Origin of the sequence: Brotonthovivens ammoniilytica (genome assembly GCF_025566885.1) — a bacterium.
GTDB lineage: Bacteria > Bacillota > Clostridia > Lachnospirales > Lachnospiraceae > Brotonthovivens > Brotonthovivens ammoniilytica.
In genome coordinates this window covers 858,066-879,988 of sequence record NZ_JAOQJQ010000001.1, presented here as the reverse complement: position 1 = coordinate 879,988, position 21,923 = coordinate 858,066, and the positions used below count along the sequence as shown (strand labels likewise).

The following is a 21,923-nucleotide window of genomic DNA, read 5'->3' as shown; positions in this document are numbered from 1 at the left end:
AGCGTTATGGAATCAAAAAATATCATTGCTTTTGCAGGGGCCGGCGGGAAAACTTCCACCATTTATGCCTGTGCAGAAAAATATTTACAAAAACAGAAAAAAGTACTGATTATGACTACCACTAAAATGGGTACACCAAGGCAAAAGGAGCTGTTTACTGCCAGTGCAGATGAAACGGCGGTGAAGGATGTGTTAAACCGCTATGGAATCTGTGTCACCGGAAGACTGGTACAGCCGGAAAAGATTTCGGCCTGGCCGGATGCTGTTATGCGCCGGCTGGCAAGGCTGGCAGATGTGGTGTTGATTGAGGCAGACGGGGCAAAAATGAAATCGCTGAAAGTACCGGCAGACTATGAGCCGGTAATTCCGGACTGGTGCGGCAGTCTTGTTGTACTTTTGGGGCTTTCAAAAATGGGATTGCTGTGCGGAGATGAAGTGCATCGGTATCAGCTGATGTTTTCACAGGAAGAACAGATTACGCCGGAGACTTATGAAAGGATTTTCCTGGAAGGGTATGGTCCTAAAATCTGCCAGGCGCAGGATTTGGCGGCCTGGAGACGCCGATGCTGTTTTGTGTTGAATCAGGCGGACTGCAAAGAGCAGGCAGAAATAGGAGAACATATTTTTATGAAAATGAAAAAAAAGGCAGATTTTCCATTTTCCTATTGTGTGATTTCCCTGCATAAAAAGATATTCTGGAAGGCAGATTATGAATATGAATTATAAATTAATTGCAAAAAAAACAGCTGCAGAAGGCATGGTGGGCGTCAGAACCTATTTAAGCGGAGCAAAAAAAGGATGTATGGAAGAGATACTTCCTAACGAGTGCCCGGATGAGAGTGGTATCCGGCAGTATCACAAGGAGAGCTGCTTTGAAGAGGTCATTGCCGGAGTCTTTCGTCTGGTGATTTTTGGAAGCGGACATGTGGCCCGTCAGGTCTGCCGGATGGGAGCCTGGCTGGGGTTTGAAACTATAGTATACGATGATCGGAAAGAGCTTTTAAAAGAAGCGTATTTTCCGGATGCAAAAGAATTGATCTGTGGGGACTTTGAACATATTTTTGAAACCCTTCATCCTTATAAAAATACCTATTATCTGGTTATGACAAGGAGCCATGTTTTTGATTTTTCCTGTGTCAGACAGATTTTAAAACAGCCTTTTGAATATCTAGGGATGATTGGAAGCCGCAGAAAGACTGCGGAGTTAAAAAAACAGATGGATAAATGGGACGCTGCTCAAGGGGCGAAAGATCTGATTCATGCCCCGGTGGGGCTGTCAATTTCTGCCAGAACACCGGAAGAGATTGCAGTAAGTGTGGCTGCCCAGCTGATTATGGAAAAAAATAAAAAGTCATTTGCTCAGCTGCCGGGGGATGTTTTAAACAGACTGTCCGGGGGCTTTTCCGGGGTGATGGCTGTGATTATAGAAAAGGAAGGCTCTGCGCCCAGAGAGATTGGCTGCAGAATGCTGATTGATAGAAACGGAACATGCTTTGGTACTATCGGAGGAGGAAAAACCGAATATCTTGTAATAAAAGATGCCCAAACTGCAGAACATATGAGTATCCGCGAATATGGAATGGAAAGCGGAGATATGATCTGCGGAGGCAGAATCAAGGTGTTGTTTGAGCGGGTTTAGATGATCATGAAATGAAGCTCCCGTTCAATGGCAGCAGAGGAACTTAGACGGTTTTCTGCAGAACTTTGATGGGAGAAAAACATGAAAAAAAGAACAACCAGAGAAAGGACATGGCTAAGACCCATTGTTTTACTGGTACTGCTTACGGCGGTGAGCCTGTTTTCCGGATGCAGGAAAGAGGCATCTTATGAGGATTCTTCCGATATTAAGAAGATTTCTCAGCAGGAGAGTGTATCTGAGGCGGTGGAAGCCGGAGCTGTATCCGGGGATGCGTTTACGGATGATCTTACGGTAAGATTCTTGGATGTAGGACAGGGAAATGCCGTGCTGGCAGAATGCGGAGGGCATTATATGCTTATTGACGGCGGAGACAGTACAAAATCCTCCTATGTTGTCAGCTATCTGAAAAATCTTGGGATCAGCGAGCTTGATTATGTGGTAGTTTCCCATTACGATGATGATCATTTAAACGGGCTTGTGGGTGTTCTGAATAAATTCCAGTGCAGACTGGTATTAAGCCCTGATTATCAGGCTGATACAAAAATTTACCAGTCATATCTTTCAGTTATGAAAAGAAAGGGATTTTTGGAAATCCACCCATCTGTGGGACAGACCTATGAGCTTGGCAATGCTGAGTTTACCATTGTATGTCCGAAAAATTATCAGTATGAAGAAGAAAATGATAACTCTATAGGAATCCGCCTTCGATATGGAAGCAATAGTTTTCTGATCTGCGGGGACGCATCGGCAGAAAGTGAGGCAGATATGACTGCTTCAGGTCTTACATTGAAATCGGACGTTTATATGGCAAGCCATCATGGCAGCAGCAGCTCCGGGACAGATCAGTTTTTAAAGGCGGTGGATCCGTCAGCGGTAGTGATCAGCGCAGGATTTGGGAATCCATATGGACATCCTGCAAAATCAGCCATGAAAAGGATTAAGAAAACGAAAGCATCTCTGTACCGTACAGATCTCCAGGGGGAAATAATTGCTGTTTCCAATGGAAAGGAGATCACCTGGAATACAAAGCCAAGTCAGAATTACAGCTGCGGGGATGATGTTGCCAGCATGGATGAGGCAAAACTGGAACGTGAAAGTAAAAGCAGACAGGAAAAATATACGTATATTATAAATACCGGAACGGAAAAGTTTCATCTATCCGGATGCGGGAGCGTATCCCAGATACCGGCAGAATCCTTAAGAGTATCCCACGATTCCAGAAAAGAACTGATGGAGCAGGGATACAGCCCCTGTAAAGTATGTATTGACAAATAGGACAACGTAAAATTGCCTTTTCCTTTAAGGGAATCCTGAAAATGAAACTCTAGTCAGGCCCCTGTCTTCGGGAAAAGGCATTTTCTCTGTCCGGGAAAAATATCATTGTGATATGAAAAGACTTCCTTTGAGGATATACAGACTTTCGTTATCGGGTCTTTCTGTTAATATACTGATTTTTATATTTAGAATAGATGATTTTCTGTGACTGATAGAGGCCGTAATAGCCGGAAAGTACATAGGACAGCGCAATGGAGAGCAGGTAATAGGGCATACCTTCAAAGCCAAACAGTTCAAAACAGATCAAAAGCGAGGTGATGGGACTGTTTGTAACACCGCAGAATACGGCGCCCATCCCTGCGGCTGCGCACAGGGACGGGGACAGGCCGATAACGTTTCCGAAAAAACATCCGAAAGCCGCACCCACGAAAAAAGACGGAACAATTTCTCCGCCTTTGTATCCGGCTGCCAGTGTGACGGCTGTGAGAATCATTTTAAGCAGGAACGCATAGGGCGGTACTGTTCCCGAAAAACACTGTTCAATAAAAGGAATGCCCGTTCCGTTATAATCCTGGCTGCCAATCAGCAGTGTCAGAGCCAGAACAATAAAACCTCCGGTTAATATTCTTACATACCCGTTTTGAAAAAGTTTTCGGAACAGATCAGAAAATCCGTGGAGCATAACGCAGAATAAAATACTGATAACGGCACATAAAACAGCCAGCAGGGAGATTTTTAGCGCTGGAATTAGTGCAAAATCCGGAATACTCTGTATGATAAAATGCTCTCCCACAGCGCCAAAACAGGATGCAATCTGATGTGCAATCAGAGAGGAGATGACACAGGGCAGAATTGCAGAATAATGCATAATTCCCACGCTGATGACTTCCATGGAAAATACGGCGGCCGCCAGAGGCGTTCCGAATACAGCGGAAAAAGCGGCGCTCATACCGCACATAATCAGTACCTTCTGTTCTTTTTCATTAAAGTGGAAAAGCCTTCCGATGCCGTTTCCAAGACTGCCGCCGATCTGCAGTGCGGCTCCTTCCCGGCCGGCAGAGCCCCCAAACAGATGAGTCAGGACTGTGCTGGCAAATATCAGCGGGGCCATCCTAATGGGAATATGATCCCCGGAATGTACCGCGGACAATACCAGATTTGTGCCCGGATCCTTCTGATTTTGGAACAGATGATATAGTCCTACAATGGCCAGTCCTCCGGCGGGAAGCAAAAAGATCAGCCAGGGAAAGGCGCCTCTTAAATCAGAGGCATAATTCATGCAGAAATAAAAAGCGGTTCCTGCAAGGCCAATAAGGATGCCGGACAAAACGGAAAACAGAATCCATTTCAATGAGGTTTTCAGACGCAGATAATATTTTCTTAAGTATTTAATAAACAGCCGGTAAATCATAATCGGTTCACAGCTCCCTGTAAGATTAGTTCCTAGAAAGGCAGGCAAGCAGCTTGTCGTTCATCTCAGGACTCATGACGCAGAAACGGATATAACTGTTATCAAGAAACGGGAAGGTAGAACAGTCCCGGATCATCATTTTTTCACGGATGGCCCGGTCAAATAAAAGCTCTGACGTAAGCCGGCTGTTTTTTATGCGCACCAGAATAAAGTTGGCGCTGGCCGGATAGGGATGAAAATCCGGCGTCTGCTCTAAAAATTGAAGCATCCGTGTTCGTTCTGAGGAAATCAGCCGCTTTGTTTCCTGAATATAATCATCATCCTGAAACATAATCTCTCCGGCAGCTGCAGCCAGAGAATTAATCATCCAGGGATTTTTGTGGGTATTAATGTAATCAATCAGGTCACGATTTCCGGTGACGGCATATCCAAGCCGCAATCCGGGAGCCGCAAAAAACTTGGAGGTTCCTCTTAATATGATAATATTATTATAGTAGGCGGTGAGCGGAACCGCATTGATTTGTGCATAGTTGTCCGCAAATTCCACATAGGTTTCATCTACCATAACAAAAATATCATATTGTTTGCAGGCGTCTAAAATTTTTCGCATATCTTTTTGGCAGATAGCGGTGGAGGTAGGGTTGTTGGGGTTGCAGATAATTAAAAGATCAATACTTTCATTGAGGGATTCTATAAACTGCTCTGTCTGAAGCATAAACTGGTCAGACTCTTTTAGGGGATAATACAAAGAAGTGCCGCCCTCTAAAGAGACAGAGCGTTCGTATTCCGAATACGTAGGACCGAGAATCATTGTTTTCTTCGGATGGCGTACCTGAATAAATAGAGAAATCAGTTCGGTGGAGCCGTTTCCTACAATGATATTTTCATATTCTGTGCCGCAGTATGCAGCGATGCATTTTCGAAGAGAGGTATATTCTCTGTCTGGATAAGTACTGATGGCATCAATCCTTTCGGATAGATTTTTCTTAAGCAGCGGTGAAATCCCAAGGGGATTTACATTGGCGGAAAAGCTTGTGATTTCTTCTTTTTTTATCCCGTAAATTTCTTCTATTTTTTCCAGATCACTTCCGTGAAAATGGTCTCTGTGTTTTAACATATGGATCCTCCCTGTTGTTGCAAGAACTCTTTAAATCAATTATACTTAATTATATATGTAAATTTTTGAAAAGCAACAGAAAAACAAAGTGTGTGCGGATAAAGCAGGTGAAGTTTTGCGAAAGAAGATTCAGGATTTAATCAGAGGAACATTTGAAGAGGACCGGCCAGAGCTTATAGTGCCAGATAAAGGGATTTTATTTGAAGTATTAGAAGAGGGGGTTTTTCGGGGAGAGTTTACCATAAAGTCTTCACGAAAAGAGGCTGTGCGGGGGCTTGTGCTGTGCAGTAATCCCCATATTCTCTGTCTGACGCCCCAGTTTGATGCCGTATCTGTGACGGTGAAATATGAATATCATGCCAGAGAATTAAAGGAGGGGTATACAGACAGAGGACAGTTTGTAATTGTCAGCAGTTCCGGAGAGTATACGGTTCCTTACGAGGTTTCCATAACAAGATTTTATCATCAGTCTTCTATAGGAAAGATTAAGACGCTGAATGACTTTTCAAATCTGGCGAAGCTGAACTGGGAAGAAGCTCTGGCTGTTTTTCAGTCTCCTCAGTTTACAAATATATTTCCGGATGAAAATACAGAGCTGCTATATCATGGTCTGTGTACTGCCGGCATGTCCTCCCATGAAATGGAAGAGTTTCTGATTGGAATCGGAAAGAAGGCGCGCAGTTTTTATGAGGTAGATAATCCCCTGAGGAAGCTGGAGAATGTTTCTTCGGTTCAGAGGGATGTGATAACCATTACAAAGTCTCAGTGGGGCTTTGCAGATATTCAGATCAGCTGTCAGGAAAAGTTTATACAGCTTGGAAAGAAGCGTCTGCAAAGCTATGATTTTCTTGGAAAACATGCAAAACTGGATTACACGGTTCATCCGGAACATATGCATGCCGGTAAAAATTTTGCAAAAATTGAATTAAAAACGCCTTTTCAGACAAAAACCATACAGATTTGTGCGTCGGGGCCCTCTGCCGCTGAAAGGAAAAATCAGTCTTTGAAGGCCCGGCGCTATCAGCGGTATCGTTTGATTCAGGATTATACCGAGTTTTCCTTAGACCGGCTTTCCGGGCATCAGTGGAAAGAGGAATCCCTGGGAATTTTAAGGGAAATGATAAAAGAGAACCCGGAAAATCCCTGGAATTATCTGTTTTGCTGTCAGGTTTTGATTTTGGCAGATCAAAGAGAAGATGCCCAAAAGCCTCTAGAGCAGGCCGGTAAAATCTGTAAAAATATGAGAACGCCTGCCTGGGGGTATTGGCTTTATCTGAAAGCCGTTCTGGGGGAAGGCGAGTCTGACCTTTTGGATGTGTTTGAGGAAATCCAGGAGGTTTTTCAAAAATACAAGAAACACCCGGTGCTGTTTTGGGTAATGCTGCAGATCAATCCGGTATATGAACAAAGTAAAGAGCGCAGATACCAGGCTTTGAAGCGGTATCTGTCAGCGGGCATGGCAAGTCCTGTATTTTATCTGGAAGCATATAACATGCTGAAAGATTCTCCGGAATTAGTCCGGGGCATGGATGAGACCGAGTTTCGGATTTTTTACTGGGCGGCAAGGCAGCAGATTTTAACAAAGGAGCTGATGAATGCGGTTCTGGCAGGAGCATCCAGAGTAAAAGCGTTTCATCCCCGCCTTTTTTGGCTGCTGGGAAGATGCTGCCGGGCAAGTCAAAGCCAGGAAGCAGTAAAAGTGATCTGTACCTATCTGATAAAAAATAACAGGTTTGGAGAAGCATTTTTTCCTTGGTTTTTAAAAGGTGTAGAGAGCGGACTAAAGATTGCCGGGCTGTACGAGGCGTTCATTCGTTCCTGGCATAAAAAGGACGGAGACATTCCCGAGGCAGTGCTGAAATATTTTGCTGTAGACACTGTGCTGCCGGCGGTATTAAAGGGCCGTCTTTACGCATATCTGGCAAGAAATGACCGCAGATTAAAACAGATGCTTAAGCTTTACGGTAAAATAATATATGAGTTTGCGCTTCTTGAATTGAAAAAGGGGCATATGAGTGATGACCTTGCTGAAATATATCGTTACATCAAGAGGCAGGTAACACGGGAAGAGTGGGAAAGAATCGGTCTTGGCAGTGGTTTTGTGAGAAAAATTGTCTGCCCCGGATATCATTTTTCTAAGGTGGCTGTATACCAGAGCGGCAATGTATATAAGCAGATAGTACCTCTTGTGGGAGATACTGCCTACATCAGCGTATATTCAGAAAACAGCCGGATCTTATTTGAAGACAGTTACGGCAGAAGATATTTTCTGAAAGAGGGGTATCGCTCAAGCAGGATGCTGCCGGGAGAGAAAATGGCCCGCGAGGTAGTTTCGGTCCAGGAATGGAAGGAAGAAAATTCACAAGAAACCCTGAGAGATTCCCTGGAACAGTTTGCGGATACCATAAAGACGCTGGATCAGATGATTTCTGAAGCGGAACATTTTGGGATGGAAGTAAACGGATACAGGGAGCAGCTGCTGGTACGTATGCTGTTTACAGAGCAGTTTACAGAAAATCATGCAGAATATTTTCGGATTGTCTGCAGTGAAAGCGATACCGCACAGATCAGGGATGCTTATGTCTCTTACTTTTCCTGGAGGTATTTTGTATACAAAGAGGAGGTTCCGGAGGAAGTTTTTGAATATCTGGAATATTCTATTCAGAATCAAAGGCTTTTAAATACCTGCTGTGAGATTGCTATGATGAAATACTTATGTCTCTTTGAAAATCTGAAAGAAACAGAGTATAAACTGCTGGATCAGATGCTGGAAAAGTATCAGGACGATTCCCTCTGCTTTCCGTTTTATGAGCAGATGGACCTAAGACTTAAGCGGAAATATTTTATACATGACTGTATCTGGCTGGGGCTGAAATATGAGCGGGGACGGGGGATAAACTGCCGGCTGGTATTTCAGGGACGCAAAGAAGAGGCCAGTCAGATTCTGCCGGTGCCGGAAGTCTTTCCGGGAATCTACGTACTTCAGGTCAGGCTGTTTGCCAGAGAGACCTTACAGTATGTATTTTTTGAAACAAAGGAAGAAGTTTTACAGTCCGGGACAAGAACATTGCAGCAGAAAGATCAGTCTGTAACGGGTACTTCCCGTTATGATTGTCTTAACCAGGCCATTGTCAGCGGGGGACAGGATCTGGAGGCAATTTTTAAGTATGCCAGAATCAGTGATCTGTCATCTAGTTTGTTCCGGCCGTTGTAAGGAGTAAAAAAGTGAAGGAAGTAACGATTCACAGAAAGAAAATATATATGGGACTGGATCTGGGGTATGACAATGCCATGGTCAGTTTTCTGAAAGAAGAGGGTGGAGATCCTTTTACAGTAAGCACCCGGTCCGACAGAGAATGCTATCAAATCCCTGTCAGTCTGTATGAGGGAAAGAACGGATATTATCTGTACGGGGCAGAGGCCCAGAAAAGAAGGCAGGATCAGAATGGGATTTTGTATGAACAGCTGTATTTAAGGGCTATTGATCTGATTCATACTGACGGGGCCGGGGAGGCTGTGGAAAGGCTTGCGCTTTTTGTAAGCCGCCTTGTCAGGCTGAAAGATAAGCTCTGCCAGGATGCAGAGTATGAAATCTGCCTGTCAATTGCGGTGCCAAAGCTTACGCCTAAAGCGGCAGAAGTTTTTGCGCTTTTAAGGGAAATGTTGAAAGAAACAGCAGAAACCATGTTTTTTATGGATTATGGAGAGAGTTTCTTTTACTATACCTACCATCAGGAGAAGTCAATCTGGGCTCATGATGTGGCAATGTTTGATTTTTCAGACCGCCAGGTGCGTTTTACACTTCTGGCAAGGGAGAGCAGGACAGTTCCCCAGATCGTTGTGTCCGGAGAAAAGGTCTGGGAAGTTCCGGCCCTTGCAGAGGATGACGGACAGGAAAAGGATGTATTTTTTGCCAGTATTCTGCGGGAAGCCTTTGCCAAGCGGATTATATCCGGTGTGTATCTGCTGGGGGACGGATTTGACGGAAACTGGCTGTGCGATACGCTGAGAGTTCTAGGGCCAAACCGAAGGGTTTTTGTAGGTAAAAATCTGTATACAAAAGGAGCCGCTTATGCGGGAAGCATTTTAAGCCGCCAGGGGGATTGGCCGTATTCTTATGACTGCAGCTACAAGGTTCAGGCAAATGTCAGTCTGAAAGCTTCTGTAAATGGTACGCAGAAATTTCTTCCTGTTGTCACTGCAGGGGAAAACTGGTTCGAAGTCAAAAAACAGTTTGATGTGATCTTAAAAGGCACGCCGTCTGTGGATATCTGGATACAGGAAAGAGGAGAAAGAAATGCGAAAATAGAGCCTCTGCTTTTGGAAAATGTTTGGAAGCGTCCAGAAAGGACAAGGAAAATCCGGATATCGGTGAGAATGATAAATCAGCAGAAGCTGTATGTCACAATCCTGGATCTTGGATTCGGAGCTTTTTATCCTTCCACAGAAAAGCAGTGGAAGTTTGAGATTGATCTTTATTAGGCAGGAGAGAGAAAAATGGGTGATTTAGTACTGTGTATGTATCAAACAGCAGAAAGGCCTTACATGATACAGAATATCGGATTTCCACTGTATTCTCTAGAGGAGCTCTGCTATTATATAGAAGAAAATTTTTATATGGTAGATAAAAAGCTGTTAAATCTTGGTTTGTGTCTCTGGCTGAAACAAGAGATTGGTTTTTTGGAGCTGGCCAGGGAACTAGATCTAAAGCTGAGAAGAAAAGAACCTCTTTTCCGTGGGGCATTGCTGATTTTGGAAAAAAGCGGCCTTTATGATCAGGAGGAGCTTGCGCGCATGGAGGAACTGTTTGAGAGTGTGGACGGCAAGGCTGTTATGGAATGCCGGAAGCTGAAAGCAGATCAGTATCTGCTCCATGGAAAGTATGCTTTTGCGGCTGCTGAATACCGCCATCTTCTAAAACCTGAAAATCAGAATAAAATGACAGATGAGCTGCGGGGGGCTCTTTATCACAACCAGGGAGTAGCATATGCACGCAGTTTTTTATTTCCGGAGGCAGCAGAATGTTTTTTAAAAGCCTGTGAGCAGTATCCTGCCGAAAAGAGCCGGCAGGCCTATCTTTACTGTTTAAATTTTATGGACAGCTCTGAGACAATCGGGAAAAATGGCGCCGGGCAGCAGATTGATTTTGAGACTATGAAATCAGCCCTAGAAGCCTTTGAGAAAATATCCCTTGACCCGTCTTTGTATCAGGAACGGGGCAGAGTCAATGCCGGGCAGGGGGGAGATTTGAGTGCAGACCAGGCAAAAGAAAATGCCGGGCTTGCTGAGAGCTGGAAGGAAGCATATCTGAAAAGCTTTTAGGCAGGATGGACACGTTGGTAAAGATTTATATCAGATGTGAGATGATTTCCTTTACTAGGCAGACAAATGATGTTATATTAGCAGAGGATAGTATTCAGAAAAGAAACTATACCTTGAAAAGCTTATTTTATTTTGAATCGGGCTTATATCCGCTGACGGAATAAGACTCATTATCCTCTCCGCAGAACATGGAGGGATGCATATGAACATTGGATTTATTGGCGCAGGGAAGGTAGGCGTTTCCTTAGGAAAATATCTCACCGAGCGCGGTGTACATGTAACAGGGTACTACAGTAAAAACCCAAAGTCTGCCCAGGAGGCAGCAAATTTTACCAATACCAGAAGATACGAAAAGATCAGATACCTGGTAGAGGATAGTGACGCAGTATTTTTATCCGTTCCGGACGGCGTGATTGCCAAAGTGTGGGAGCAATTAAAAATGCTGCCGATTGAAAATAAGATTTTCAGCCATTTCAGTGGTTCTTTAAGTTCCAATATCTTTTCGGATATCAGCCGTTATCATGCATATGGCTATTCTATCCACCCGCTCTTTGCTATCAATGACAAATACAATTCTTACAAAGAGCTTTCACATGCATTTTTTACAATTGAAGGACATGAAGCATATTTGAATGATTTCCTGCGCCTGTTTCAGAGCTTTGGAAATCCTGTTGAAGTAATCAGCGCAGAGAATAAGATCCGTTATCATGCGTCAGCGGCTATGGCCAGCAATTTATATGTAGGTCTTGTGTCTATGTGTGAACAGATGCTTATAGACTGCGGTTTTACGGCAGTGAATGCTCACCGGGCTTTAGCACCGCTGATTCACGGGAATGCAGAAAATATTATTGCATATGGTCCCAAAGATGCTTTGACAGGTCCGGTTGAACGGAATGATCTGTCAACGGTTCTAGATCATCTTGGTGCACTTAGAGCAGAGGAAAAGGAAGTATATCAGGTATTGTCCAGACAGGTTGTAAAAGTTGCCTGCCAGAAACATAAAGATCGGGATTATAAGGTATTGGAGGATATATTAAAATGAAAAACACGGTGACAACGTTACAGAATCAAAAGCTGAACAAAGATAAGATTACCATGCTGACCTGCTATGATTATTCTATGGCAAAGCTGATGGATACTTCAGGAATTAATGTTTTGCTGATTGGGGATTCTTTAGGGCAGGTAATGCTTGGCTATGAGGATACACTTCCGGTGACAATGGAAGATATGATCCACCATACAAGAGCGGTAAGCCGGGGAGCCAAGGAAGCCTTTGTGCTGGCGGATATGCCCTTTATGTCCTATCAGACATCTGTGTATGACGCGGTATTGAATGCGGGCCGGCTGATGAAAGAAGGGAGAGCCAACGGAGTAAAACTGGAGGGCGGAGCAAAGGTCTGCCGCCAGATCGAGGCTATTGTGGAAGCTTCCATTCCGGTCTGTGCTCATATCGGACTGACTCCACAGTCGGTAAATGCTTTTGGAGGATTTAAAGTACAGGGTAAGAGCGAAGAAGCGGCAAGACAGCTGATTGAGGATGCAAAAGCGGTAGAGCGGGCCGGTGCCTTTATGGTAGTGTTGGAATGCGTTCCGGCGAAGCTTGCGGCGCTGGTTTCAGAGGCTGTGAATATTCCCACTATCGGAATCGGAGCCGGAGCGGGATGTGACGGGCAGGTGCTTGTATATCAGGATATGCTGGCGATGTTTTCGGACTTTAAACCAAAGTTTGTAAAACAGTTTGCCAATGTAGGAGAAGTAATGAAACAGGCATTTGCGGATTATACAAAAGAAGTAAAAGGGGGAACCTTTCCGTCAGAGGAGCATATTTTTGCTATTTCGGATGAGATTATAGATAAATTATATTAGATGTGAGATGACTTCCGCCTCTATAGGCGGTGAGTAACAAGCAGGTATCAGCGGCGGGAGTCAATTCCCCACCTGATATACGCTCTCGCGAGACTTGAATAAGAAGCAGAAAGGAGCGTATGCATGTATTCATAAGTAAATACATCATACAGATAAAGGAATGCAGATTGTTACTACAGTAAAAGAAATAAAAGAAATAATAAAGAATTGGAAAGGTGAAGGAAAAACCATTGGATTTGTGCCCACTATGGGATACCTTCATGAGGGACACGGCAGTCTGATTACCGCTGCCAGAAGCCAGAATGATAAAGTGATTGTCAGTATTTTTGTAAATCCCATGCAGTTTGGACCGAAAGAAGATCTGGCAAGTTACCCCAGAGATCTTAAAAAAGACAGCGCTTTTTGTGAAAGCCTGGGGGCAGATCTGATTTTTCATCCGGAACCGGAGGAAATGTACCATAAAAATTTCAGCTCTTATGTAGATATGTCTGTGCTGACAGAGGAGCTGTGCGGATTATCAAGACCGGTGCACTTTAGAGGTGTATGTACGGTGGTAAATAAGCTTTTTAATATTGTACAGCCGGATAAGGCTTACTTTGGCCAGAAAGACGCCCAGCAGCTGGCGGTAATCCGTCATATGACAGAAGATCTGAATATGAATGTGGAAGTGATCGGCTGTCCCATTATCCGGGAAGAAGACGGTCTGGCAAAAAGCTCCAGGAATACATATCTTTCCAAAGAGGAACGCCGGGGAGCATTGATTTTGAGCAAATCTATTTTTATGGGACAAAAGCTGGTAAAAGAGGGAATGACCGATGCCGGGGAACTGGTGGAGAAAATGAAGGCAGTAATTGAAACAGAGCCCCTTGCCCGAATTGATTATGTGAAAGCGGTAGACGGCCTTACCATGCAGCAGGTGGATACCATAAAAGCGCCTGTGCTGGTTGCCATAGCCGTTTATATCGGAAAAACTAGACTGATTGATAATTTTATTGTAGAGTAAGAAAGAAGGAAATATTATGACAATACAGATGCTGAAAAGCAAAATTCATCGTGCCACAGTGATGCAAGCGGAGCTTGATTATGTGGGAAGTATTACGGTGGATGAGGATTTGCTGGACGCTTCAGGAATATTAGAATATGAAAAAGTTCAGATTGTTGATATCAATAATGGAAACCGGTTTGAGACTTATACCATTGCCGGGGAGCGTGGAAGCGGAATGATCTGCCTGAATGGAGCGGCTGCCCGTTGTGTCAGCGTAAATGACAAAATTATCATTATGTCATATGCAGATGTAACGCCCCAGGAGGCAGAAGAGCTGACGCCCCAGGTTGTGTTTGTCAATGATGACAACAGCATTGCCAGAATCACAAATTATGAAAAACACGGAAAACTGTTTGATGTCATGAAATCGGACCTGAAATAAGGAGTAATCATGTTAAAAGGAAAGACTGTAGTAATCGGTGTAACCGGAGGCGTTGCCGCCTATAAAATGCCAAATCTGGCCAGTATGCTTGTAAAAATGCACGCGGAAGTCCATGTCATTATGACTAAAAATGCGGTGAACTTTATCAATCCCATTGCCTTTGAATCTCTTACAAATACAAAGTGTCTGGTGGATACCTTTGACCGGAATTTTCAGTTCCATGTGGCTCATGTGAGCCTGGCCAAGAAGGCTGATGTGATGCTGATTGCCCCTGCAACGGCAAATGTAATCGGGAAACTGGCCCACGGCATTGCGGATGATATGCTGACAACTACAGCCATGGCCTGTAAAGCTCCCATGCTGATTGCCCCTGCCATGAATACCAATATGTATGAAAATCCTATTCTTCAGGATAATTTAAAGATCCTTAAGTCTTACGGAAAGAAAATAATTGAGCCTGCCAGCGGCATGCTTGCCTGCCAGGATGTGGGAAAAGGAAAAATGCCGGAGCCCTCAGAGCTTCTCTGGCATATTTTAAAGGAAATTGCCTGTACAAAAGATCTGACAGGAAAAAAGGTACTGGTAAGCGCCGGGCCCACTAGAGAAGCTATTGATCCGGTGCGGTATATTACCAATCATTCCACCGGCAAGATGGGGTATGCCATTGCTGAAAATGCCATGTTACGAGGCGCTGATGTAACCCTTGTAACAGGACCATGCAGTATTGCGCCGCCGCCCTTTGTGGAGGTTGTTCCGGTAGTGACAGCACAGGAAATGTTTGATGCGGTAACCGGACGGGCCAAAGAGCAGGATATTCTGATTCTGACAGCGGCTGTAGCAGACTACAGACCTGCAGAGACTGCAGATGAAAAAATCAAGAAAAAAGACGGAGACATGTCCATTGCCCTGACTAGAACAAAGGATATCATCGGAACTCTTGGGGAGCACAAATCACACCGGCAGTTTTTGTGCGGATTTTCCATGGAGACTCAGAATATGCTGGAAAACTCCAGAAAAAAACTAAAGAAAAAACATCTAGATATGATTGTGGCCAATAATTTAAAAGTAGAGGGAGCCGGATTTGGCACGGATACCAATGTAGTCACACTGATTACAAATGATGAGGTGAAAGAGCTTCCGATTATGAGCAAAAAAGAAGCTGCCAAAGCAATTCTTGATTATATTTTGGGGAACTTGCAGAGCTTTCCGGTGTAAAGCTGCGTTCCATTCAGATGTATGAACAGAAAGTAAATGATATAGACAGGGCCAAGGCAGGGACTGTTTATAAGCTTTCGAGAGTGTTAGGATGTACAGTAGAAGATTTGCTTGAGAATCCGGAACTTTAGAATACGGAACTTTAGAATACAGGGAGCTGTCATTGAGAAATCAGTGATCAGCTCCCTGTTTCTTAAGGAGGAATTATCCGGCTGTATTTCATACTGCGTTTATTTAGCAGGGTTTATCAAAAGCAGGATTCAGAGCATAGAAGTTGTTGGAGTCTAGGTGATCCTGAACGATCCGCAAAGATTCGCCAAATCTCTGGAAGTGTACGATTTCACGTTCCCGGAGGAATTTAATAGGTTCACATACTTCCGGATCTTTGACAAGTCTTAAAATATTATCGTAAGTGGTGCGGGCTTTTTGTTCTGCCGCCATATCTTCCATTAAATCTGTAATAGGATCCCCTACAGACTGGAACTGGTTGGCAGTAAAAGGCACGCCGCCGGCAGCCTGAGGCCAGATGCCAAGGGTGTGGTCGGCATAATATTTATCAAAACCACTTGTTTTTACTTCTTCCACATTGATGCCATCGGTTAACTGATGGACAATGGCGCCTACAATTTCCAGATGAGCAAGTTCCTCTGTTCCTACATCGTTGAGCACGCCGCATACTTCTTTGTATGGCATTGCAAATTTCTGGGAAAGATAACGCATAGAAGCGCCCATTTCGCCGTTTGGACCGCCATACTGGGAAATGATAATTTGAGCAATCTGAGGATTGGTCTGAGTAATATTTACAGGATACTGAAGTCTTTTTTCGTAATTCCACATACTTTAATAATACCCCCTTTCCCAAGGCCATGCTGTTGTAGACCATTTCCAGATGTCGGCATGTTCGCTGGTGCCGTCAACCAGCAGAGGCATATATTTTTCCTGATATTCTTTCAGGGCCTTTTTGCGGCATGGAATCAGCTCCTTCATATATTCAAGAGCTTCCGCATCGTCTGGATGGGTGTCAAGATAGAGCGTCAGATCATTGATGGAAAAGCTCACCTGATTAATATAGTCAAATAATTTTTTACGTTCAGCATTCATTATCTGCCACCTCTCTTTCCACAGAATGGCAGATCCAGTTCTGCAAAAATAGTTCCCTGACAGAGCGCTTTTGCAGGATCATATATTTTCTGAAATTTCTGCCATGGAACATAAGCCATACCAATGGGAAATTCTTTTTCCCCATGGGGTTTTTGACAGGAATATCTGTTTTCCATTCCGGATGTTCTGGATGATCTTGTCATCCCGGTATTCATGGAAGGAACCGGTCTTGTCATTCCGGAATTCATTGAGTTTCCGGAATTTCGGGTGTAACAGCAATTTCGGTTTGAAGACATGAAATTCTCCTGTTGTTTTTTTATAATATATGTCAGCGGCAGAAAAAAGGTGAGTGATTGGTTTTATTTAAAAACACGCGGAGAAATGATTGACCGATGATATAGATGAGACTACAATTTATTTGCAGACATAGTTAAAAAAATAACAAATTAAAATAAAAGGAGCGTGTTGCACATGAGAGGTTTGCGTACACAGGTATCAGAACTGCGGAAACGTGTTTTTGTAGAGATTGCCAAAATTGCATATGAATCAGAACATGTCAGAGATGATATAGAGGCAATTCCTTATCAGCTTTCTCCTACAGAAGAACCAAAATTCAGGGAAAGCATTTACCGTGAACGGGCAGTTAGTTCTGAGCGGGTGCGGCTTGCCATGGGGCTTTCACTGCGTCCGCAGAATAAACCGGTGCACATTACAAAAGGACTGGCAGAAAGCAGTATTGATGAGATGTATTATGAGCCTCCTTTGATGCAGGTAATTCCCTCTGCCTGCAATGCCTGTGAGGATAATGTTTATGAGGTAAGCAATCTCTGCAGAGAGTGTCTGGCGCATCCCTGCATGGAAGTGTGTCCGAAAGATGCCATTATACATTTGGACGGGCAGGCATATATCCAGCAGGATAAGTGCATTAAATGCGGCAGATGCAAAGCGGCCTGCCCCTTTGATGCTATTGGAAAGAAGGTCCGGCCCTGTGCCAGCGCCTGCGGCGTCAATGCCATTGAATCAGATAAATATAACCGGGCGGTTATTGATAATGGAAAATGCGTTTCCTGCGGAATGTGTATGGTCAGCTGTCCTTTCGGGGCCATTGCTGATAAATCTCAGATTTTTCAGCTGATCAGGTGTATGAAAAACGGCGGTGAGGTGATTGCTGAAATTGCACCTGCCTATGTGGGACAGTTTGGACCGGATGTAACCCCGGATAAAGTAAAAGCAGCGCTGATGGAGCTTGGATTTTCCCAGGTGTATGAAGTGGCTTTAGGAGCTGATATCGGTGCGGTGACAGAAGCACATCAGTATGTTAATCATGTGGTAAATGGAGATCTTCCGTTCTTATTAACATCCTGCTGTCCTTCCTGGGCAATGCTGGCAAAAAAGCAGTTTCCGGAGATGATTGAAAGTGTATCCACAGAGCTGACGCCGATGGTAGCCACTGCCCGGAGTATTAAAAAGGAGCATCCAAATGCAAAGGTAGTATTTATCGGTCCCTGCGCCGCTAAGAAGCTTGAGGCTATGCGGCATACTGTCCGCAGTGATGTAGACTTTGTAATTACCTTTGAGGAGCTGGACGCGATCTTTGAAGCAAGAGGGATTGACCCGGCTAAGGCAGAAAGTCAGGGACGCCTCCATGACGCCACAGGAGCCGGAAGGGGCTATGCTGTTGCCGGCGGAGTAGCACAGGCTATTGAAAAATGTGTGCACGAGTATTATCCCGGAGTGGATGTGAAGATTGAACATGCCGAGGGACTAGATGAATGCAGAAAGATACTGATGCTTGCAAAAGCGGGAAAAAAGAACGGGTGTCTGATTGAAGGCATGGGATGCCCCGGGGGCTGTATTGCCGGGGCCGGTACACTGCTTCCTCTTAATACGGCAAAAAGAGAAATTGCAAGAATCGTACAGGATTCTACCAGGAAGGTTCCCCCAAAAGAGCTGGAAGAAATTGAATTGAAATAAATGAAGTTAAAGTAAATACGGATGAGGAAGAGGAGTTTTCTAAAAAAGGATATGAAGTAATAGCCTGTGTTTGCCTGCTTGCATTTCCTAAAATGCAGTGTGGTATTTAGGTGTGGAGTATCTGATATGAGAACAAAAGAAGTCTCTGTATAAAACAATCTGATAGAAAATATGTCAGATTCGCTTATGCTGGGACTTCTTTTATTGTGATTGAAAACTTGAAATGAGTTTATCAGAGAATGATTGATAATATATAGGTTATCTTTTGTGGTGATGGGATTGCTGTATGTCCGGTGAATGGATTTATTGAGGCAAGTGACTTTACAGAAAAATAGTTGATTACTTTCCGTACCTCTGCATCATCGAGATTAGGAGAGTGTAGAGAACTGCTGGCGGAGCTGGCAGGAAGTGGGAGAATGGGTAGAGGGGATGGAAGTCTCTATAAATATGCATTATAATAGTATTCAGATACATTACTAAAAATACTCAATAATCGTGTTTTTTAGAAGATTATGACAGTTGAATTATCTTAAAAGCAATGATTCTGCTAATTGTTTAGATACTTTATCATCAATGCCAGAGAAACTTACAGAGGTAGCGATTGAAGATATCATTGGAAAAATGCATGTACCATTGAGGTACATGGCTATTATGGAACAGAAGCAGGACAAAGAGCGATAGAGTCATTTTTTCAAGAGAAAGGTATAAAAAGTTGTAACTTATGAAAATTAGAATGTAAGTAATGCTTCTCAAATTGTTGATGATGTGAAACATATTTGGCCCAGACTAAATATTAATGATAATGTCTATACAGTAGTGCGGGAATTTAATATGACAAAAGGTAATGCTTTTCCGGAGGAAATGTTGAGAGAACCTAGTAATTTGTATGTTTGTTAAAAAAAGTGAGATTATAAAAACTGGAATAATATAGAAAAGATTCCAAGTTTGGTGAAGGTTTTGCTTACGTAAAATACGATATAATTTGTGACAACAGTGTTGACACAAATCCGAAAGGCGGTGGATTTTGATGAAAGAGGAGTAAAAATTAAAAATATAGAGATGAAGGTTTTAAATTTAACATATGCTTTAAAGGATAACAGTTGAGAAAAAAATAATTGACATTTATAATGGGGAATACACTGCAATACTTAAAAATAATACGGCTGAGGAGATATAAAAGACTGCTTATGGAAATGAATCAGGCACAAAAAGAAGCGGTTATGCACAATGAGGGGCCTATGATGGTTCTGGCGGGACCAGGTTCCGGCAAAACTTTTACGATTATACAGAGAATCCGATATTTAATTAACCACTATTATGTGAATCCGGGAGATATTCTTGTGATCACTTTTACAAAAGCGGCTGCAAATGAGATGAAAGAACGGTTTCTGCGGCTGATGCAGGGCAGGAAGCTGCCGGTTACCTTTGGAACCTTTCATGCGGTTTATTTTATGATTTTAAAATATGCCTATGGATATAAAGGATCAGATATCATAAAGGAAGACCAGAAGTTTCAGTTTATGAAGCAGTTAGCGGCAAAGATGCGGCTGGACTATGAGGATGAGAATGAGTTTATTTCTTCTGTTCTTGCTGAGATCAGCATGGTGAAAAATTCAGATATTCAGGTGGAGCATTATTATTCCACAAATTGTGCGGAACATATATTCCGCAAGGTTTTTGAGGCATATCAGAAGTTTTTGACCAGCAACCATCTCATTGATTTTGACGATATGCTGGTGTTCTGCAAGGAGCTCTTTGAACAGAGAAAGGATATTCTGGCAGGATGGCAGAAACGGTTTCCATACATATTAATTGATGAGTTCCAGGATATTAATCAGGTGCAGTATGATGTAATTAAAATGCTGGCGGACAAGACAAGGAACCTTTTTATTGTAGGAGATGATGATCAGTCTATTTACCGTTTCCGTGGGGCGAAACCTGAGATTATGATGCATGTGGAACAGGATTTCCCGGATATTAAAAAAGTGACTTTAAATATGAATTACCGCTGTCCCCGGGAGGTGGTTTCTTTATCCCAAAAGCTGATTCAGGTAAATTCTGTCCGTTTTCCAAAAGAGATTACAGCGGCTGCACAGGAGGCCGGCATGATACGGAATCTTTCCTTCGGTTATCAAAAGGATCAGGATCAGTATTTGGCGGAAGAGATGAGGAAGCTTCATAAGAAAGGAATCAGTTATGAGGAAATGGTTGTTTTGTTTCGTACCAATATGCAGCCAAGGCTTCTGATGGAATATCTGATGCGTTACAATATCCCTTTCCGCACCAGAGAGCGTATCCCTAATATTTACGACCACTGGATTGCAAAGGATCTGCTGTGTTATATCAATATTGCTCTTGGCAGCCGGCAGCGAAAAGATTTTCTGCAGATTATGAACAGGCCAAAGCGCTATTTATCCAGAGAAAGTCTGCCGGAAGAGACGGTGGCTTTTGATGTGTGGGAAGACTATTATAAGGAAGCTGACTGGATGGTACAGCGGCTTGAAAAGCTGCAGATGGATTTAAAGGTGATTGAGGGAATGAAGCCTTATTCCGCAGTGAATTATATCCGTAAGGGAATTGATTACGAATCCTATTTACAGGAAATCTCCCAGGTTCGAAAGATAGATTATGAAGAGCTTCTGGAAGTGCTGGATGAGTTACAGCTTGGAGCCAAAAATTTTACTATCTATGAAGCATGGTTTTTGCATATGGAGGATGTGCGCCGGGAATTAAACCAGCAGCAGAAGGAGCAGACAGAGGCCGTGACGCTGTCCACGTTCCATGGTGTGAAGGGATTAGAATACGATTATGTGTTTATTACCGATATCAACGAGGGAATCATTCCGTACCGGAAATCTGTTATGGACGCGGATATCGAGGAGGAACGCCGTCTGTTTTATGTGGGGATGACCCGGGCGAAAAAGGAGCTGACCCTGTGCAGATGCGGGCAGATCAATAACAGAGAGACAGCGCCATCAAGGTTTCTGGAGGAGATTTTTGGGGTGTAATTTATTATTTGAAAATTATTATGGAGGTGGATACTTATGAGAAGAAAGAAAATACTGATTTCTGTCTTTTTAGCAGCTGTAGTAGTTCTTGTATTGCTCATATTCCTGCCTGCAAGGCCTTCTGCCGCATTAAATAAGCTGGAACAAAATCAGGTCACTTCCGCAGATATTTCCTATGCAGAAGGCTATTATACGGTAACGGATGAGGATGATTTAAGACAGCTTGTGGAATTTCTGCAGAGTATGAAATTAAGACCCTGCATTCCAAAAGATTTAGACGGCGGGTTTGGAACGGTCACCATCTGGGAGGAAAGCAGGCAGACAACTATTTTCGTATCGGAAAGCTATATCAAAATTAATCATATGAGTTTTCGTCCGGACAGAAATTATTGTGATGCCCTTAGAAAGATATTTTCAGAATTAGAAGAACACTGTGAAGTTCACAGGCAGTAGCTGATGGCTGGCGCCGGATGTGTTCTGTAGAGAGAAACCCTGTAAGCCATGCCAGCTCAAAAATCTGCCGATTTTCTCGCTGATGGCTGGCGCCATATATGGTCCTAAATATAAA

General features: G+C 43.4%; 20 protein-coding genes. 15 read left to right on the top strand and 5 right to left on the bottom strand.

Annotation, left to right across the window (positions count from 1 at the left end; translation table 11 throughout):
- Positions 1-6 precede the first annotated feature (6 nt).
- The 3 genes from yqeC to OCV88_RS04035 all read left to right on the top strand — a co-directional run bounded on the left by yqeC (position 7) and on the right by OCV88_RS04035 (position 2,914).
- A complete protein-coding gene (yqeC, locus tag OCV88_RS04045; protein WP_158424308.1) occupies positions 7-726 on the top strand; it encodes a selenium cofactor biosynthesis protein YqeC in 720 nt (239 codons plus the stop codon).
- A complete protein-coding gene (locus OCV88_RS04040) occupies positions 710-1,639 on the top strand; it encodes an XdhC family protein (protein ID WP_158424307.1) in 930 nt (309 codons plus the stop codon). Before yqeC ends, OCV88_RS04040 begins: the two co-directional genes overlap by 17 nt.
- Before the next feature lie 81 nt (positions 1,640-1,720).
- Complete coding sequence (locus tag OCV88_RS04035) at positions 1,721-2,914, top strand: ComEC/Rec2 family competence protein (RefSeq protein ID WP_158424306.1); 1,194 nt, start codon at positions 1,721-1,723, stop codon at positions 2,912-2,914.
- 148 nt (positions 2,915-3,062) lie between these two features.
- On the opposite strand, the gene OCV88_RS04030 is transcribed toward OCV88_RS04035, so the two are convergent.
- Positions 3,063-4,325: a chloride channel protein gene (locus OCV88_RS04030; RefSeq protein WP_158424305.1), complete on the bottom strand. Its 1,263-nt coding sequence runs from the start codon at positions 4,323-4,325 to the stop codon at positions 3,063-3,065.
- 25 nt (positions 4,326-4,350) lie between these two features.
- Positions 4,351-5,442, bottom strand: coding sequence for a pyridoxal phosphate-dependent aminotransferase (locus OCV88_RS04025; protein ID WP_158424304.1), 1,092 nt, complete (start codon positions 5,440-5,442; stop codon positions 4,351-4,353).
- A gap of 115 nt (positions 5,443-5,557) precedes the next feature.
- On the opposite strand from OCV88_RS04025, the gene OCV88_RS04020 reads away from it, so the two are divergent.
- From OCV88_RS04020 to OCV88_RS03980, 9 genes are all read left to right on the top strand, one after another.
- On the top strand, positions 5,558-8,656 hold the full coding sequence (locus tag OCV88_RS04020) for a DUF5717 family protein (RefSeq protein ID WP_158424303.1): 3,099 nt from the start codon (positions 5,558-5,560) through the stop codon (positions 8,654-8,656).
- Positions 8,657-8,667: 11 nt separating this feature from the next.
- A complete protein-coding gene (locus OCV88_RS04015) occupies positions 8,668-9,924 on the top strand; it encodes a DUF5716 family protein (protein WP_158424302.1) in 1,257 nt (418 codons plus the stop codon).
- 15 nt (positions 9,925-9,939) lie between these two features.
- Positions 9,940-10,764, top strand: a complete 825-nt coding sequence (locus OCV88_RS04010; RefSeq protein ID WP_158424301.1) for a hypothetical protein — start codon at positions 9,940-9,942, stop codon at positions 10,762-10,764.
- Positions 10,765-10,966: 202 nt separating this feature from the next.
- Positions 10,967-11,806, top strand: coding sequence for a Rossmann-like and DUF2520 domain-containing protein (locus tag OCV88_RS04005; RefSeq protein ID WP_158424300.1), 840 nt, complete (start codon positions 10,967-10,969; stop codon positions 11,804-11,806).
- Complete coding sequence (gene panB, locus OCV88_RS04000; RefSeq protein WP_158424299.1) at positions 11,803-12,630, top strand: 3-methyl-2-oxobutanoate hydroxymethyltransferase; 828 nt, start codon at positions 11,803-11,805, stop codon at positions 12,628-12,630. The genes OCV88_RS04005 and panB overlap by 4 nt, the downstream gene beginning before the upstream one ends.
- Before the next feature lie 160 nt (positions 12,631-12,790).
- Entirely contained in the window at positions 12,791-13,633 is an 843-nt protein-coding gene (gene panC / locus OCV88_RS03995; RefSeq protein ID WP_158424298.1) for a pantoate--beta-alanine ligase, read from the top strand.
- 16 nt (positions 13,634-13,649) lie between these two features.
- Positions 13,650-14,057 carry an aspartate 1-decarboxylase gene (gene panD, locus OCV88_RS03990; protein ID WP_158424297.1) on the top strand — a complete coding sequence of 136 codons (408 nt, stop codon included), beginning with the start codon at positions 13,650-13,652 and terminating at the stop codon, positions 14,055-14,057.
- Positions 14,058-14,066: 9 nt separating this feature from the next.
- Entirely contained in the window at positions 14,067-15,272 is a 1,206-nt protein-coding gene (gene coaBC, locus OCV88_RS03985) for a bifunctional phosphopantothenoylcysteine decarboxylase/phosphopantothenate--cysteine ligase CoaBC (RefSeq protein WP_158424296.1), read from the top strand.
- A gap of 17 nt (positions 15,273-15,289) precedes the next feature.
- Complete coding sequence (locus OCV88_RS03980; RefSeq protein ID WP_330671910.1) at positions 15,290-15,403, top strand: hypothetical protein; 114 nt, start codon at positions 15,290-15,292, stop codon at positions 15,401-15,403.
- A gap of 103 nt (positions 15,404-15,506) precedes the next feature.
- Here OCV88_RS03980 and OCV88_RS03975 read toward each other — a convergent pair whose 3' ends face one another.
- Genes OCV88_RS03975 through OCV88_RS03965 form a run of 3 tightly spaced genes read right to left on the bottom strand, consistent with a single transcriptional unit; the run spans position 15,507 to position 16,669 of the window.
- The gene (locus OCV88_RS03975) at positions 15,507-16,109 is read right to left on the bottom strand and encodes a manganese catalase family protein (protein WP_158424295.1); all 603 of its coding nucleotides are present in this window, start codon (positions 16,107-16,109) and stop codon (positions 15,507-15,509) included.
- Positions 16,110-16,112: 3 nt separating this feature from the next.
- The gene (locus tag OCV88_RS03970; RefSeq protein ID WP_158424294.1) at positions 16,113-16,373 is read right to left on the bottom strand and encodes a spore coat protein CotJB; all 261 of its coding nucleotides are present in this window, start codon (positions 16,371-16,373) and stop codon (positions 16,113-16,115) included.
- Positions 16,373-16,669 (bottom strand): spore coat associated protein CotJA, encoded by a 297-nt coding sequence (locus tag OCV88_RS03965; protein WP_262590674.1) that lies wholly within the window; start codon positions 16,667-16,669, stop codon positions 16,373-16,375. The genes OCV88_RS03970 and OCV88_RS03965 overlap by 1 nt, the downstream gene beginning before the upstream one ends.
- Positions 16,670-16,844: 175 nt before the next feature.
- Between OCV88_RS03965 and OCV88_RS03960 the strand changes: the two genes are divergently transcribed.
- From OCV88_RS03960 to OCV88_RS03950, 3 genes are all read left to right on the top strand, one after another.
- A complete protein-coding gene (locus OCV88_RS03960) occupies positions 16,845-18,347 on the top strand; it encodes a 4Fe-4S dicluster domain-containing protein (protein WP_158424293.1) in 1,503 nt (500 codons plus the stop codon).
- Positions 18,348-19,534: 1,187 nt separating this feature from the next.
- Complete coding sequence (locus OCV88_RS03955; RefSeq protein WP_158424292.1) at positions 19,535-21,355, top strand: ATP-dependent helicase; 1,821 nt, start codon at positions 19,535-19,537, stop codon at positions 21,353-21,355.
- 36 nt (positions 21,356-21,391) lie between these two features.
- Complete coding sequence (locus OCV88_RS03950) at positions 21,392-21,808, top strand: hypothetical protein (protein ID WP_158424291.1); 417 nt, start codon at positions 21,392-21,394, stop codon at positions 21,806-21,808.
- The last annotated feature ends 115 nt before the right edge of the window (positions 21,809-21,923 follow it).

Excerpts from the sequence above, each read along its gene's own strand:
- OCV88_RS03955 (WP_158424292.1), top strand. The coding sequence starts at position 19,535 with ATGGAAATGAATCAGGCACAAAAAGAAGCGGTTATGCACAATGAGGGG.
- OCV88_RS03980 (WP_330671910.1), top strand. The coding sequence starts at position 15,290 with ATGTATGAACAGAAAGTAAATGATATAGACAGGGCCAAGGCAGGGACT.
- panC (WP_158424298.1), top strand. The coding sequence starts at position 12,791 with ATGCAGATTGTTACTACAGTAAAAGAAATAAAAGAAATAATAAAGAAT.
- OCV88_RS03960 (WP_158424293.1), top strand. The coding sequence starts at position 16,845 with ATGAGAGGTTTGCGTACACAGGTATCAGAACTGCGGAAACGTGTTTTT.
- OCV88_RS04025 (WP_158424304.1), bottom strand. The coding sequence starts at position 5,442 with ATGTTAAAACACAGAGACCATTTTCACGGAAGTGATCTGGAAAAAATA.
- OCV88_RS03975 (WP_158424295.1), bottom strand. The coding sequence starts at position 16,109 with ATGTGGAATTACGAAAAAAGACTTCAGTATCCTGTAAATATTACTCAG.
- OCV88_RS04005 (WP_158424300.1), top strand. The coding sequence starts at position 10,967 with ATGAACATTGGATTTATTGGCGCAGGGAAGGTAGGCGTTTCCTTAGGA.
- OCV88_RS03950 (WP_158424291.1), top strand. The coding sequence starts at position 21,392 with ATGAGAAGAAAGAAAATACTGATTTCTGTCTTTTTAGCAGCTGTAGTA.
- OCV88_RS04040 (WP_158424307.1), top strand. The coding sequence starts at position 710 with ATGAATATGAATTATAAATTAATTGCAAAAAAAACAGCTGCAGAAGGC.
- panD (WP_158424297.1), top strand. The coding sequence starts at position 13,650 with ATGACAATACAGATGCTGAAAAGCAAAATTCATCGTGCCACAGTGATG.
- panB (WP_158424299.1), top strand. The coding sequence starts at position 11,803 with ATGAAAAACACGGTGACAACGTTACAGAATCAAAAGCTGAACAAAGAT.
- OCV88_RS04010 (WP_158424301.1), top strand. The coding sequence starts at position 9,940 with ATGGGTGATTTAGTACTGTGTATGTATCAAACAGCAGAAAGGCCTTAC.
- OCV88_RS03970 (WP_158424294.1), bottom strand. The coding sequence starts at position 16,373 with ATGAATGCTGAACGTAAAAAATTATTTGACTATATTAATCAGGTGAGC.
- yqeC (WP_158424308.1), top strand. The coding sequence starts at position 7 with ATGGAATCAAAAAATATCATTGCTTTTGCAGGGGCCGGCGGGAAAACT.
- OCV88_RS04030 (WP_158424305.1), bottom strand. The coding sequence starts at position 4,325 with ATGATTTACCGGCTGTTTATTAAATACTTAAGAAAATATTATCTGCGT.
- OCV88_RS03965 (WP_262590674.1), bottom strand. The coding sequence starts at position 16,669 with ATGTCTTCAAACCGAAATTGCTGTTACACCCGAAATTCCGGAAACTCA.
- coaBC (WP_158424296.1), top strand. The coding sequence starts at position 14,067 with ATGTTAAAAGGAAAGACTGTAGTAATCGGTGTAACCGGAGGCGTTGCC.
- OCV88_RS04035 (WP_158424306.1), top strand. The coding sequence starts at position 1,721 with ATGAAAAAAAGAACAACCAGAGAAAGGACATGGCTAAGACCCATTGTT.